This is a genomic window from Seleniivibrio sp. (assembly GCF_021209385.1).
In the GTDB taxonomy this organism is placed as follows: Bacteria; Chrysiogenota; Deferribacteres; order Deferribacterales; family Geovibrionaceae; genus Seleniivibrio.
The window spans coordinates 258920-272044 of record NZ_JAJOIL010000037.1 but is presented as its reverse complement, the minus strand read 5'-3'; the positions used below and the strand labels follow the sequence as shown (position 1 = coordinate 272044).

The window sequence follows — 13125 nt, the reverse complement described above, 5'->3', positions numbered from 1 at the left end:
TTTTTTTCTTGACTTTAAGAGGATGTTTTAAGTATTTTTATCGTTTTTGATTCATACCTTTAACATTTTAAATATATATTTCAAGATAAAATAACAATTAATGTGTGCCTGATTCCGGTCTTAAGTGAATATTCCGGCTCATTAATGTTTGAAAAAAACTTCCAGGCGTTTATTATATGATGAGAGGTGCATTATGAAAAAAATGTTATTACTTGTTTTTTCGGCTGTTTTGCTTTCCGCGACAGCTTTTGCATATAAAGGGGCTTCTGTTTATGTTCCTGTGTATTCTCATATTTACACCGGAGACAAAGAAAAGCCTTTTCTGCTTGCCGCCACAGTCAGCATAAGAAATACGGATATGAAAAACAGAATAACACTGCTCTCTGCCGACTATTACGGTTCGGACGGAAAACTGATATCAAAATATGTCGATAAGGCGATTGTTTTAAATCCTCTTTCGTCAGTTCGCTTTGTTGTGAAAGAATCCGATACGGCTGGCGGTTCCGGTGCCAGCTTCATCGTCAGATGGAAATCGACAGCGGATGTTACCGATCCGGTCATTGAATCTGTTATGATAGGAGCAAAGACGCAGCAGGGGATATCCTTTACATCACGCGGAGTCATCCTTTCCCGCGACTGACGGTGATACACTGTGCATAACTGCGTCAGTTTTTCCTCAGAACGGCTCACATACAAATCCGTATGCTCACCGCCCGTTCGTCAAATCTTCCTTGTTCTGCTTGCGTCTGACCGTCAGTCAGTGCTTACGGTAGATAGCGTATAACTACTCGCTTCTAAGTGTCGAATAAGATTACATTTATACGTCTTCGCGAGGAGCGTAGCGACGCGGCGATCTGGTCTTTTTCTGATTTTGGACATAAAAAAAGGGAACCGAAGTTCCCTTTTTCAATATAAGAAATACGATCTTAGTTGTAAGCTTTCTCGCCGTGCTGATTAACGTCCGTACCCTCAGACTCCTGTTCGGGTGTAACTCTTATCCCGATGGTAGCCTTAAGAGCATAAGCAATAACCAGTGTGACTACGAACGAATACAGACCTGCGGAGAGAACGCCGATCGTCTGAATACCAACCTGTGCGGAGTTTCCGCTTACAAGACCTTTACCCTCGATAGCAAGAACACCCGTCATGATAGCGCCGAAAAGACCGCCAACGCCGTGTATGCCGAAAACGTCGAGAGAATCGTCAAGTTTAAGTTTGAATTTAAGTCTGACTGCATAACAGCAAAGTACGCCAACCAGAAGACCGAGAACAAGCGCTCCCCAGGGAGCAACGAAACCCGCCGCTGGTGTGATTGCAACGAGACCCGCAACTATACCTGAAGCAACGCCCAGTGCGCTGGGTTTGCCATGTGTCCATTCAATAAGCATCCAGCTTACGCCGGCAGCAGATGCCGCAATCATTGTGTTTGCAAATGCAAGACCTGCAAGAACGTTTGAACCGAGAGCTGAACCTGCGTTGAAACCGAACCATCCGAACCACAGAAGACCCGCACCTATGAGTGTTTGTGTCAGGTTGTGGGGAATTGTGGCGGATTTGAGGAAGTCCTTTCTGTTGCCGAGAACTATTGCAAGCGCAAGAGCCGCGCAGCCTGATGAGAAGTGTACTACGGTACCGCCGGCGAAATCCAGAGCGCCCATTTTAAAGAGCCAGCCGGAACCTGCCCACACCCAGTGTGCGACGGGAGCGTATACAACGATCACCCATGCGACCATGAAGATTACCCATGCGGAGAATTTCATCCTTTCAACAATAGCACCGCTGATGAGCGCGACAGTGATTATCGCGAACATACCCTGAAACATTGCAAAAACTGAAAGCGGAATGGTTCCTGACATCGCTGTCATGAAATCACCGCCCATGAAAAGGTACTGCATGCTTCCGACAAAAGGAGATTCGGTTTCACCGAATGCCAGTGTAAAGCCTATCACCATCCAGACAACTCCGACAACCGTGAGAGCTGTGAAGCTGTAAAGGAATGTTGAAAGAACGTTTTTCGCTCTGACCATACCGCCGTAGAAAAGTGCAAGACCCGGCATCATGAGAAGAACGAGAGCAGAAGACATAAGAAGCCAAGCTGTATCGCCTGTGTCAAGAGCCGGCGCCTCGTCGGCAAATGCCGTGAAAGCCGTAAGTACCAGAAGTGTTGTTAGGAGAGATTTTTTCATATCTGTCACCCCGTGTTTTAATCAGTGAGCTTATATGCAAACGACGTGCCAATTGGGCGGAAACTGTAGAATGCGCTTTTGTCATATTCTTAACACTCTATATGGTTATTATATCACCATTGTGTGGTTATATTTTAATCAGATAGCATGAATTGAACTTAATATTATTTGGAGTTGTCTAAAAACCGTAAATATGATAGTTATCTCTGTTCATATTTAATGAATAAAGAAATGCCCGTAGGATGACGGATGGAAAAAATATCTTATGTGATACCGGTTTATGACGAAGAAAATAATCTCAATCCCCTTTATGATCAGATAAAAAAAGTCTGCGAAAAGGTTGGCGGTGAGTATGAGATAATATTTGTTGACGATTTCAGCCGCGATAAAAGCCTTGAAATAATAAAATCTTTGGCAGAGCAAGATTCATGTGTCAAATATATAGCCTTTGCAAAGAACACCGGTCAGTCTGCAGCTCTTTACTCAGGATTTCAGCATGCGTCCGGTGATATTATAATCACCATGGACGCCGATCTTCAGAACGACCCTGCGGATATACCCGAAATGCTTAAACTTTTCGGCGAATACGATATGGTGAACGGATGGAGATTCAATCGCAAGGACACTCTTTCAAAACGTCTTGCCAGTAAACTGGGCAACAGAATACGCAATGCGGTCATAAAAGAAGACATACATGATACAGGATGCTCGCTTAAGATTATGCGCGCTTCCATGCTTAAACGCGTGAAAATGTACAAAGGTCTCCACAGATTCCTTCCCGCCATGATGAGGATGGAGGGTGCAAAGGTGGTTGAAATGAAGGTAAACCACAGGGAGCGTCACTCCGGCGTTTCAAAGTATACAAACCTCAAAAGGGGCTACGAGGCTCTTTATGACCTTATCTGTGTCCGCTGGATGCAGAAGCGTTATCTCAGAATAAGCGTCAGAGAGAATAATGTCGGCTCTTAATCCTTCAGTTCTTAAGACCGCTCTGATAGTGTTCGGTTTTGCCGGACAGGTGCTTTTCTTCATGCGCTTCATTCTGCAGTGGCTATACGCAGAAAAGTATAAAAAAAGCGCTGTGCCTATGTCTTTCTGGTATTTCAGTCTGGCGGGCGGTTTTGTGCTTTTGACATATGCGATACTGGTCAAGGATCCCATATTTGTTCTGGGTCAGTCCACGGGCGCAATAATTTATTTGAGAAATATCTCCCTGGTGATGAAGGAGAGAGGTACCAGACCCCGTTCGTTCGGGTTTTGGATGGTGATAATGCTGATAATCTATTTCGGAATGGTCGGCGTTGCCGCATATTATTTTCCGGATGTTGTCAGCAAAGACAAACCTCATTACACAGGGTTTATATTTGCGGTGGGTATCATCGCACAGGGAATGTTTTTTCTGCGGTTCCTCGTTCAGTGGATCATGTCGGAAAAGGCAAAAAAGAGCGTGTTTCCGGTTATGTTCTGGTGGTTCAGCCTTGGAGGCAGCGTTCTGCTTTTAATATATTCAGTAATGGTACACGATGCGGTGTTTATCGCCGGACAAAGTGTCGGAATTTTAATTTATGTCAGAAACCTATACTTCATCAAGCTTGAAAAACAGCCTCAGTCTGGTTGAAGATACCAGATTTTACATCTTTCTTGCGCTCTATTTTGTTGCGCTTCTGCTTCCCGCCTATTGGCTGGACATCATGGAAACAACGGATGCCCGATATGCCGAGATGGGCAGGGAGATGCTGCGCAACAGGGATTATATCACGCCTTTTTATAATGGTATAAAACACTTCCATAAGCCTCCGCTTACATACTGGATGACGGCTTTCGGTCTTGACATCTTCGGTGTGAACGGTCTCGGGGCAAGGTTTTTCCCCGCCGTTTTCTCTGTTCTGACGCTGATATACACCCGCAGAATGAGCTTTTCACTTACGGGAGACAGGGACAAGGCACAGCTCTCCGTACTGATACTGGCTTCGTCTGTACTGTTTCTGATTGTCAGCCGCGTCATATCCACGGATATCTATCTGACCTTCTTTACTGTTGCGGCTCTGGCATATATGTTTGAGCAGATATACGGTAATAAGACGCTGAAAAATGCCGTTTTTGCAGGTATATTGTTCGGTCTGGGATTTCTTACCAAAGGACCGATAATTTTCCTTTTCACTCTGCTGCCTTTTACGGTTGTCTGCCTTTTTGACAGAGACCACAGAAGGGCGTTCGGATGGCTTGATTATCTGCTGATGCTTGTTATGTTCGTTGTGGTGGCGCTGCCATGGTATATAGGCGTGGTCATGTCCAACGACGGACTTCTGAAATATTTCCTTTATGACCAGACTGTTGAGCGTGTCACTGATGCAGAGAGATTCAGCAGGTCACAGCCTTTGTATTTCTTTCCGCTGGTCATACTCGGAACATTCCTTCCGTGGCTGTTTTATTTCTTTGCAAATATCCGAAACAGCAACTTTGTTAAAGGCGGCTGGCACATATATCTTTATGTACTTGTTCCGTTTATTGTTTTTGAATCTTCCGCAAGCAAACTTGCAACGTACATCCTTCCGTTTTACCCTGTGATGGCAGTTCTGGCATCGGGCAGGGCTGAACGTCCTCTGATGCCCAAAGCGATAGGCTACATATTCGTTGTTCTGGGCGGACTTGTCGCTCTTGTGCCTCTTTTTGTGGAGCATCTTCGTGAGTTCTGGATGTTCATAGCCGGCGGTTCGGCGGCATACGTTCTGCTTATGACAACTATGATAGAGAAAAAATGGTTCATCCGCAGATATCATTTTTCGGTTTCCGCTGCAATCATTCTGCTCACACTGCTTATATACGGCGGCATGACGTTCGCAGGACCTTATATAAAAGGTTACAGGCTTTCCGGCGAGGATATAAAGAAATTCGACCCGCAGGGTAAATACGATGTTATCATCTATGCCGCGTTCACACCTTCGTTAAGCTTTTATCTTGACAGGGTGGTTCCGATCGTATTCGGAAAGAGGCGTGAAGTGCAGTTCCAGACCTATGAAGAATATAAGAACGTATGGATGAACACAAACGACGAGATGCTGGACTATCTTGATCAGCGCAATGAATATATTCTTTTTACATACAGGAAGAACGTTGACAGATATCTTGCACTGACAGGGGACAAATGCGTACTCTTTTCAGACAGAGGCGAGAAGAAAGTCGCCTATTTCTGTAAAAAGGGGACGAGACCAGGTGCCGAGATGCGTTTAGGCGACCTGCACAGATATATACCCTGATTAAACCGAATTGGTTTGACATTTCGCTCCTGTCTTGTTAAGTTTCTCTACCGCCACAAAAGGCTTGGAGCGTGCTATGATCTGGAACCAGCAATATGAGACCATGCCGCGGGACGAACTGCGGAAACTTCAGCTTATGAGACTGAAACAGCTTGTGGAGAACGTATACCACAGGGTGCCTTTTTACAGATGCTCATTCGATAAAGCGGGCGTTAAACCGGAAGATATAAAATCTCTGGACGACCTTCAAAGACTGCCTTTCACATATAAACAGGACATGCGCGATAACTACCCGTTCGGGATGTTTGCCGTTCCGCAGGAACAGGTTGTGCGTATCCATGCATCAAGCGGCACCACAGGAAAACCTACCGTTGTCGGGTACACCGCCAGAGACGTCGATACATGGGCGGAACTCATGGCGAGAACAATGTCTGCGGCAGGTGTCGGCAGGGGCGACATACTTCAGAACGCATACGGCTACGGACTGTTCACAGGCGGTCTGGGTGCTCACTACGGTGCTGAAAAAATAGGCGCATCCGTTATCCCCATTTCAGGCGGAAATTCAAAAAAACAGCTTATGCTTCTTAAAGATTTCGGTTCAACAGCTATATCGTGTACGCCAAGTTATGCTCTCAGCCTCTATGAAACGGCGATTGAAGAGGGCATTAAGATAGAAGACCTTAAACTCCGCGTCGGTGTTTTCGGCGCAGAACCCTGGACAGATGCCATGCGTCAGGAAATCGAGTCAAAATGGCAGATAGACGCGCTGGACATCTACGGTCTCAGCGAAATAATAGGTCCCGGCGTCGGTTACGAGTGCGTTGAAGAGAAACGCGGAATGCACATCAGCGAAGATCACTTCATTGTTGAGACCATAAACCCCGACACAGGCGAGGTTCTGCCCGCCGGAGAAGAGGGGGAGCTTGTTTTCACCACTATCACAAAAGAAGCTATCCCGCTCATAAGATACCGCACCCGCGACATAACCAGTCTGATAACCGATCCATGCAAATGCGGACGTTCGTCCGTTCGTATGCGGAAGGTTACAGGCAGAAGCGACGATATGCTCATCATCCGCGGCGTGAACGTATTCCCGTCACAGGTTGAGGCTATCATTGTGACAAAGCAGGAACTTTCGCCCCATTATCTGCTTATTGTTGACAGAGTGGACAATCTTGATACTCTTGAGGTGCAGATAGAGCTTGCGGAAGGTATCTTTATGGACAGAATCAGCAGGCTGCAGGATCTTTCCAGAGCTGTTGAGAAAGAGATAAAAGATATGATAGGCGTAACCTGCAAGGTGCGCATAGTTGAACATAAAACCATAGCCAGAAGCGAAGGCAAGGCTATGCGTGTGCTTGATAAAAGAAAGCTTTGAGAGGTGTAGTATGAAACTTCAGCAGATCTCTGTTTTCATCGAGAATCAATCGGGAAGGCTTTATGACGTGGCAAACCTTCTTGGTCAGAACGGAATAAACATCAGGGCGCTCTCTCTGGCTGACACGTCGGATTTCGGGATTTTAAGACTTATCGTCAACAATCCGGAAAGCGCTTATAAGATACTGAAAGACAATGAATTTACAGTTGGACGTACGGAGGTCGTGGCTGTTGAGGTTAAGGATCGACCGGGCGGACTTGCGGAGATTCTGGGTGCTCTCAGCAGAAACGAAATTAACGTAGAATATATGTACGCCTTTGTTGAACCCACAGGCAGCAGGGCGATAATGATATTCCGCTTTGACGAGACAGACAAGGCTGTTGAAAAACTTTCCGCAGAAGGATTTACACTCATTCCGGGAAGCAAGATTTACGGGATATAATATCAAATATTAAGAATGAGATCGCCGCGTCGCAGTGTTCCTCGCGAAGACATATATTCGTCTCTGCGAGTCATGGCATGACGAAGCAGTCTAATCCTTTCTGACGGAATAAATTTACGGACGGTTATTGATGCAATTTTTGTATTCGGGGCTTACCAGCGGGAGTATATACGGACTGGTTGCTCTGGGGTTTAACATTATCTACAACACCACGGGGCTGATAAACTTTGCGCAGGGTGAGTTTGTCATGCTGGGCGGAATGCTTATTTATACCCTGTTCTGCATGTTTGAGATTCCTTTTTACACAGCGCTTCCGCTGACACTCGCCGGATGTTTCATCATCGGCGTGCTTTATGAAAGGGTCTTCATCCACCTTGCCAGATATAAGACAGAGATAAACCTTGTTACGCTCACCATCGCCGCATCTATCATAATGCGGGATGTTGCAATGCATATCTGGGGACGCGACAGCCTTCGGGTTGACGATTACATCCCTGTGGTCAACGTTCAGATGCCGGGCGGGGTCATATCCAGCCAGAGCATACTGATAATTGCGGTCTCTCTGCTGGTGGCGTGGGGACTGAACTTCTTCCTCAAAAAATCAAAATACGGAAAGGCAATGCGAGCCTGCTTCGACGACCAGACAGCGGCAGAGACCTGCGGCATAAGCGTGCGCAACGTACGCATAATGTCGTTTGCGGTTTCCTCTGCAATGGCAGGTATAGCTGGAGTAATAATTTCTCCCATCACATTTGTAACATACGACGACGGTATCATGATAGGACTTAAGGGTTTTGCCGCTGCCATTCTCGGCGGACTGGGCAATTTCTGGGCGGCTGTTGCGGGCGGCATACTCCTCGGAATATTCGAGAGTTTCTCCGCAAGCGTGATTCCCTCCGGATACAAAGATGCCATGGCGTTTTTCGTCATCCTGCTGATACTTTTCATTAAACCGGACGGACTGTTCGGACGCAAAAAGGCAACCCGCGTATGAAAAGGCTCAATTTTACTTTTATAATCATTATGGCATGCGTGCTTGCCTACATCGGCACACAGGTTTCAAACGAATATTACATAGGCGTTGCAACACTGCTTCTGATACACGCAGTGAACGCGACGGCGCTTAACATACTGCTCGGATATACAGGCATCATCTCCATAGGTCAGGCGGCGTTCTTCGGGCTTGGCGCATATGTTGCGGCGGTTCTTTCCACAAACTACGGAGTGAATCCGCTTCTGACCATGCCTATAGCGGCTGCGGCGGCTTTCGCAGTTGCTTATCTGGTGGGGTCTCCCATCCTGAAACTCCACGGAAACTACCTTGCAATGGCGACGCTCGGCATGGGAATGATACTTTATATCTTCATGAACGAGATGGACTTCATTACAGGCGGTCCGTCAGGGTTTGTGGGAATAGGCGACATCATAATCGGTAAATTCGACCTCGCGGATGAGAAATCGTTCTTTGTGTTCATGAGCATCTTTTTTATGGTGTTCCTGTTCATCTGCGAGCTTTTCGATAAATCGTTTCTGCACAACAAGCTCAAGTTCATCAAGAACTCTGAGAGCGCATGCAGAAGCTACGGCATAACGCCTGCAAAAACAAAGGTTATGGTGTTTGCGTCCATGGCGGCATTGACTGCCTTTAACGGCGCTATATTCACCTTTTACACCCATTTCATAAGCCCCGTGTCGTTCAGTTTCAAATATTCCGTTGAACTGCTCGCCATGGCGACAATCGGCGGTCTGGGATATATCACAGGCGGCGTTGTGGGCGCTGTTCTTCTTGGGCTTGTGCCGGAACTGTTTTCCGCTTTTGAGGAATACGAAATGATAATTTACGGCGGACTGCTTGCCGTTGTTATCATGTTCCTGCCCGGCGGAATATCGGGAACTCTGAAAAGGCTGGTGAAGAGAAATGCTTGATATAAACAACATCGGAGTAAGCTTCGGCGGCGTACACGCATTAAGCAACGTTACGTTCGCCATGCCGCAAACAGGCATTTCCGCGCTCATAGGACCCAACGGTGCTGGAAAAACGACACTTTTCAACGTTATCACCGGATTTGTTACCCCGAAAGAGGGTTCTGTCAAATTTGACGGAAAAGAGATAACAGGTTTTAAATCAGAGCAGGTTTTCATGGGCGGCATATCAAGAACCTTCCAGAACCTGAACATCATACCGGAGCTGACACTCCGTGAGAACATGTATCTCGGTTTCATCGGCAAGGAGAGACCCTCCGCCTTTGCGACCATGACGAGGCTGAACAGAAAATACTGGAAAGAGACCTCGCAACGCATCGAAGAGTGTATGAACTTCGTCAACGTCACCGAATATGCGGATATGACGCCGGGAAGCGTGCCTTACGGCGTTCTGAAAAACTTTGAGCTGGGCAGGGCTGTTATGTCTAAACCCAGACTGCTTCTCCTGGACGAACCCGCCGCGGGGCTTAACCTTGCGGAGAAGGAGAATCTGGCGGACATGGTTCGCAAGATACAATCCATGGGTGTATGCATACTTATGGTGGAACACGACATGCAGTTCATTTCGTCGCTGGCGGATTTTGTGGTGTGCCTGAACTTCGGTCAGGTCATTGCCGCAGGAACCTATGCAGAGGTTCGGGAGAACAAAGAGGTTCTTAGAGCCTATCTGGGGGACGAGGATGCTTGAGGTAAAATCTCTTTCGGTTTCATACGGCGCTGTACAGGCGCTTTCAAACGTGTCGGTACACGTTGCGCCCGGGGAGTTCGTGTCCCTCATAGGCAGCAACGGCGCAGGCAAGACCACACTGCTTAACAGCATTATGAATATAATCGGCAACTCAAAAGGTAGTGTCACTTTCGACGGAAAGGACGTTACCAAGGCGAGAACGCCTAAAATCGTTACGAAGGGTATGGCGATCGTTCCTGAGGGAAGGCGCATTTTTTCAAACATGACAGTGCGCGAAAACCTTGAGATGGGAGGTTTCACCCGTCCCGCAGGAGAGGTTAAGACCAATCTGCAAAAGATGTTCGATCTTTTCCCCGTTCTTGAGGAGCGCCAGACACAGACCGCAGGGATGCTTTCCGGCGGTGAACAGCAGATGCTTGCCATAGGCAGGGCGCTCATGACCTCGCCGAAACTTCTGCTGATGGACGAACCGTCAATGGGGCTTGCGCCCCTTGTCATAAAAGAGGTATATGAGAAACTGAAAGTTCTGGCGGCGGGCGGTCTTACGATACTGCTTGTTGAGCAGAACGCCACCATGGCGCTGAAATATGCCCAGCGGGGCTATGTTCTGGAGAACGGACGAATCATTCTTCAGGGCAAAGCGTCCGAGCTGCTCGGCGACAACGAAGTGAAAAGAGCATATCTCGGAAAGGAGTACAAGGAAAAATGGGAGAGATGAAATTCTGGCAGAAAGACGAAGAAACGATGCCCGTTGCGCAGAGGCAGGTTTTTCAGCTTGAGAGACTCCAGACTACCGTTAACCGTGCCTATGACAAGGTTGACTTCTACCGTAAAAAATTCAACGAGCTCAATATAAAGCCGGACATCATAAACGATCTGTCCGATATATCAAAACTGCCGTTCACCACGAAACAGGATCTGAGGGATAACTATCCCTACGGAATGTTCGCGGTACCCCTGCGCGATATCGTGCGCATCCACTCATCAAGCGGCACAACCGGAAAACCTACCGTAGTTGGCTACACAGCGAGCGACCTTAAGAACTGGAACGACCTCGTTTCACGCGTTATGGTTGCGGGCGGGGTCAGCCGTGAGGATATAGTTCATATCTCATTCACATACGGACTGTTCACAGGCGGATTCGGGCTTCACTACGGCGCGGAGAACATCGGAGCATCCGTTATCCCCGTTTCAAGCGGCAACACGGCAAGACAGCTTGCCATCATGGAAGACTATAAAAGTACAGTTCTGGTTGCCACGCCTTCATATGCGCTTCACATAGCTGAGACTATGGAGAAAGCGGGGATCACAAAGGACAAACTGAGCCTTAAGATTGCGCTTCTCGGCAGCGAACCCTGGGGCGATAAGGTAAGAGCGGAGATAGAAGAACGTCTTGGCGTTCAGGCGTTCGATAACTTCGGTCTTTCCGAACTGATGGGACCCGGCATCTCCGGAGAGTGCGAGTGTAAAAGCGGTCTTCACATCAACGAGGATTTTTTCTATCCGGAGATAATCGACCCAGTTACATTACAGCCGCTTCCACTTGGTGAAAAGGGCGAACTGGTGCTTACGACGCTCAAACGTGAGGGTATGCCCCTCATAAGATACAGAACACGCGATATAACAAGACTTTACAGAGAGGAATGTCCATGCGGCAGAACTCTTATAAAGATGGAGAAAGCGAAGGGAAGGACAGACGACATGCTTATCATAAACGGTGTGAACGTGTTCCCGTCGCAGGTTGAGGAGGCACTTTCCAAGGTTGACGGTGCATCCCCCCACTATATGATCTTTGTACGCAAAAAAGGCGCACTGGACGAAATGGAGATAAAGGTTGAGGTTACGGAATCTATATTCTTCGACGAGATGAAGAAGCAGAAAAAACTTCTGGAAGACATCACTGCACAGCTTGCCAAAATACTCCAGTTCAAGCCGAAGGTTAACCTTGTCATGGGACAGACCCTCGAAAGATTTGAGGGCAAAGCGAAAAGGGTTGTTGATGAAAGAAATATCTGACAGAAGTGCCACGTTCTTTTATGAACTGGGCATCCTGCAGACCATGAAACGGTCGGGGCAGGACTATCTGGGGTCTGGCACCCAGTCCATTGCAGACCACATTTTCCGCACCGCCATGATAGGCTTTACCATGGCGAAGATGGTTCCGTGTGATGCGGATAAGGTGCTTAAGATGTGTATGTTTCATGATCTTGAAGAATCCCGCACGGGCGACCTCAACTATTTACAGCAGAACTATGTAAACTCCGACGATGAGAAGGCTCTGAACCATGTTGTAAAGGGACTTCCCATTGAGGAGGAGGTCAGTACCTGTATAGACGAATATGCCGCCCAGCAGAGCCTTGAGGCGTTGATAGCCAAAGATGCGGATACCCTTGAGCTTATCTTCTTTTTGAAAGAGCAGCTTGACAAGGGGAACAAGCAGGCGGAAAATTGGATAAAAGCCTCTTCTCAGAGGCTTAAGACTGACATTGGAAAAGAGATAATGCAGTCCTGTCTCGAAAGAATGTATTACGAGTGGTGGTACAGTAAGGATGAAAACTGGCGTCGCGGCAGTAAAAACTGGTAAGAAACACCCATCCCCCCTGCACACGGCTGCACTCTGCATCCGTCTGATATTTTTCAGTGAAAAAGCGCTTTACGCAGTATTTTTAAATAATGCACACATGTTCAATCTTGTGTGCATGTTCATAGTGACATTGTTTATTCCTTACAAAGACATGGACGGAAACGTCGCGCCTGCCGGAATGGATAGTATACTGGAAGGACTTGTTTTCACAATGATCTTCATCGGGCTTTTGTTCCTTTATCTGCCGAAGACCGTACCCGTTTTCTTAGGTTTTTTGCGGGTGATGCTTGGTTTCGAGGTGATGTCCCTGCTTCTGCCTTTCAGCTTTCTTGTTCCGCCGCAGCATCTTAAGATATTCCATACTGTATTTCTCGCGTGGTATCTGAGCCTCGTTGTTTATGCCTACAGCCGGATCAGAGGTTTCGGGTATCTGCGTTCAACTGTGATAGTTTTTCTGGTGTTCATCTTCCTGATGTTCATCCCCGCTCTTTTTTCGTAACGAATATTTGACTTGCTAATTATTTAATGCAGGAGTATATTTCCCAGACCAAACTGAGAGGTGCAGAAAAATGATTGAGTCGGTAATTTACAATCTTTGTGATTAATA

The 13125-nt window shown here is 47.2% G+C and carries 14 protein-coding genes; 13 read left to right on the top strand and 1 reads right to left on the bottom strand.

All coding sequences use genetic code 11. The features are described 5' to 3' along the window. The first annotated feature begins 193 nt into the window (after positions 1 to 193). On the top strand, positions 194 to 640 hold the full coding sequence (locus tag LRY47_RS13430; RefSeq protein WP_295226269.1) for a DUF3124 domain-containing protein: 447 nt from the start codon (positions 194 to 196) through the stop codon (positions 638 to 640). 286 nt (positions 641 to 926) lie between these two features. Here the strand turns inward: LRY47_RS13430 and LRY47_RS13425 are convergent, their stop codons facing one another. Beyond that, positions 927 to 2186 carry an ammonium transporter gene (locus LRY47_RS13425; protein WP_295226267.1) on the bottom strand — a complete coding sequence of 420 codons (1260 nt, stop codon included), beginning with the start codon at positions 2184 to 2186 and terminating at the stop codon, positions 927 to 929. 249 nt (positions 2187 to 2435) lie between these two features. Between LRY47_RS13425 and LRY47_RS13420 the strand changes: the two genes are divergently transcribed. The 12 genes from LRY47_RS13420 (at position 2436) to LRY47_RS13365 (ending at position 13017) form a co-directional block, all read left to right on the top strand. Beyond that, a complete protein-coding gene (locus tag LRY47_RS13420) occupies positions 2436 to 3155 on the top strand; it encodes a glycosyltransferase family 2 protein (RefSeq protein ID WP_295226265.1) in 720 nt (239 codons plus the stop codon). Next, complete coding sequence (locus LRY47_RS13415; RefSeq protein ID WP_295226263.1) at positions 3142 to 3804, top strand: lipid-A-disaccharide synthase N-terminal domain-containing protein; 663 nt, start codon at positions 3142 to 3144, stop codon at positions 3802 to 3804. Before LRY47_RS13420 ends, LRY47_RS13415 begins: the two co-directional genes overlap by 14 nt. Beyond that, a complete protein-coding gene (locus tag LRY47_RS13410; RefSeq protein ID WP_295226261.1) occupies positions 3752 to 5443 on the top strand; it encodes a glycosyltransferase family 39 protein in 1692 nt (563 codons plus the stop codon). The genes LRY47_RS13415 and LRY47_RS13410 overlap by 53 nt, the downstream gene beginning before the upstream one ends. Before the next feature lie 76 nt (positions 5444 to 5519). Continuing rightward, positions 5520 to 6821, top strand: coding sequence for a phenylacetate--CoA ligase (locus tag LRY47_RS13405; protein ID WP_295226259.1), 1302 nt, complete (start codon positions 5520 to 5522; stop codon positions 6819 to 6821). A 10-nt stretch (positions 6822 to 6831) separates the two neighbouring features. After that, entirely contained in the window at positions 6832 to 7263 is a 432-nt protein-coding gene (locus tag LRY47_RS13400) for an ACT domain-containing protein (protein WP_295226257.1), read from the top strand. Positions 7264 to 7393: 130 nt separating this feature from the next. Next, positions 7394 to 8257 carry a branched-chain amino acid ABC transporter permease gene (locus tag LRY47_RS13395; RefSeq protein ID WP_295226255.1) on the top strand — a complete coding sequence of 288 codons (864 nt, stop codon included), beginning with the start codon at positions 7394 to 7396 and terminating at the stop codon, positions 8255 to 8257. Then, positions 8254 to 9189: a branched-chain amino acid ABC transporter permease gene (locus LRY47_RS13390; protein WP_295226254.1), complete on the top strand. Its 936-nt coding sequence runs from the start codon at positions 8254 to 8256 to the stop codon at positions 9187 to 9189. The genes LRY47_RS13395 and LRY47_RS13390 overlap by 4 nt, the downstream gene beginning before the upstream one ends. Further along, positions 9182 to 9934 carry an ABC transporter ATP-binding protein gene (locus LRY47_RS13385; RefSeq protein WP_295226253.1) on the top strand — a complete coding sequence of 251 codons (753 nt, stop codon included), beginning with the start codon at positions 9182 to 9184 and terminating at the stop codon, positions 9932 to 9934. Before LRY47_RS13390 ends, LRY47_RS13385 begins: the two co-directional genes overlap by 8 nt. Beyond that, a complete protein-coding gene (locus LRY47_RS13380) occupies positions 9927 to 10652 on the top strand; it encodes an ABC transporter ATP-binding protein (RefSeq protein WP_295226252.1) in 726 nt (241 codons plus the stop codon). Before LRY47_RS13385 ends, LRY47_RS13380 begins: the two co-directional genes overlap by 8 nt. Further along, positions 10649 to 11950 carry a phenylacetate--CoA ligase gene (locus LRY47_RS13375; protein ID WP_295226300.1) on the top strand — a complete coding sequence of 434 codons (1302 nt, stop codon included), beginning with the start codon at positions 10649 to 10651 and terminating at the stop codon, positions 11948 to 11950. The genes LRY47_RS13380 and LRY47_RS13375 overlap by 4 nt, the downstream gene beginning before the upstream one ends. Beyond that, complete coding sequence (locus LRY47_RS13370; protein ID WP_295226251.1) at positions 11934 to 12518, top strand: HD domain-containing protein; 585 nt, start codon at positions 11934 to 11936, stop codon at positions 12516 to 12518. Before LRY47_RS13375 ends, LRY47_RS13370 begins: the two co-directional genes overlap by 17 nt. Continuing rightward, positions 12484 to 13017, top strand: a complete 534-nt coding sequence (locus LRY47_RS13365) for a hypothetical protein (RefSeq protein ID WP_295226250.1) — start codon at positions 12484 to 12486, stop codon at positions 13015 to 13017. Before LRY47_RS13370 ends, LRY47_RS13365 begins: the two co-directional genes overlap by 35 nt. Positions 13018 to 13125 lie beyond the last annotated feature (108 nt).

What these genes read in the sequence shown, in the direction of transcription:
- LRY47_RS13390 (WP_295226254.1), top strand. Translation starts at nt 8,254, where the DNA reads ATGAAAAGGCTCAATTTTACTTTTATAATCATTATGGCATGCGTGCTT.
- LRY47_RS13385 (WP_295226253.1), top strand. Translation starts at nt 9,182, where the DNA reads ATGCTTGATATAAACAACATCGGAGTAAGCTTCGGCGGCGTACACGCA.
- LRY47_RS13430 (WP_295226269.1), top strand. Translation starts at nt 194, where the DNA reads ATGAAAAAAATGTTATTACTTGTTTTTTCGGCTGTTTTGCTTTCCGCG.
- LRY47_RS13410 (WP_295226261.1), top strand. Translation starts at nt 3,752, where the DNA reads ATGTCAGAAACCTATACTTCATCAAGCTTGAAAAACAGCCTCAGTCTG.
- LRY47_RS13375 (WP_295226300.1), top strand. Translation starts at nt 10,649, where the DNA reads ATGAAATTCTGGCAGAAAGACGAAGAAACGATGCCCGTTGCGCAGAGG.
- LRY47_RS13395 (WP_295226255.1), top strand. Translation starts at nt 7,394, where the DNA reads ATGCAATTTTTGTATTCGGGGCTTACCAGCGGGAGTATATACGGACTG.
- LRY47_RS13415 (WP_295226263.1), top strand. Translation starts at nt 3,142, where the DNA reads ATGTCGGCTCTTAATCCTTCAGTTCTTAAGACCGCTCTGATAGTGTTC.
- LRY47_RS13365 (WP_295226250.1), top strand. Translation starts at nt 12,484, where the DNA reads ATGAAAACTGGCGTCGCGGCAGTAAAAACTGGTAAGAAACACCCATCC.
- LRY47_RS13405 (WP_295226259.1), top strand. Translation starts at nt 5,520, where the DNA reads ATGATCTGGAACCAGCAATATGAGACCATGCCGCGGGACGAACTGCGG.
- LRY47_RS13380 (WP_295226252.1), top strand. Translation starts at nt 9,927, where the DNA reads ATGCTTGAGGTAAAATCTCTTTCGGTTTCATACGGCGCTGTACAGGCG.
- LRY47_RS13425 (WP_295226267.1), bottom strand. Translation starts at nt 2,186, where the DNA reads ATGAAAAAATCTCTCCTAACAACACTTCTGGTACTTACGGCTTTCACG.
- LRY47_RS13420 (WP_295226265.1), top strand. Translation starts at nt 2,436, where the DNA reads ATGGAAAAAATATCTTATGTGATACCGGTTTATGACGAAGAAAATAAT.
- LRY47_RS13400 (WP_295226257.1), top strand. Translation starts at nt 6,832, where the DNA reads ATGAAACTTCAGCAGATCTCTGTTTTCATCGAGAATCAATCGGGAAGG.
- LRY47_RS13370 (WP_295226251.1), top strand. Translation starts at nt 11,934, where the DNA reads ATGAAAGAAATATCTGACAGAAGTGCCACGTTCTTTTATGAACTGGGC.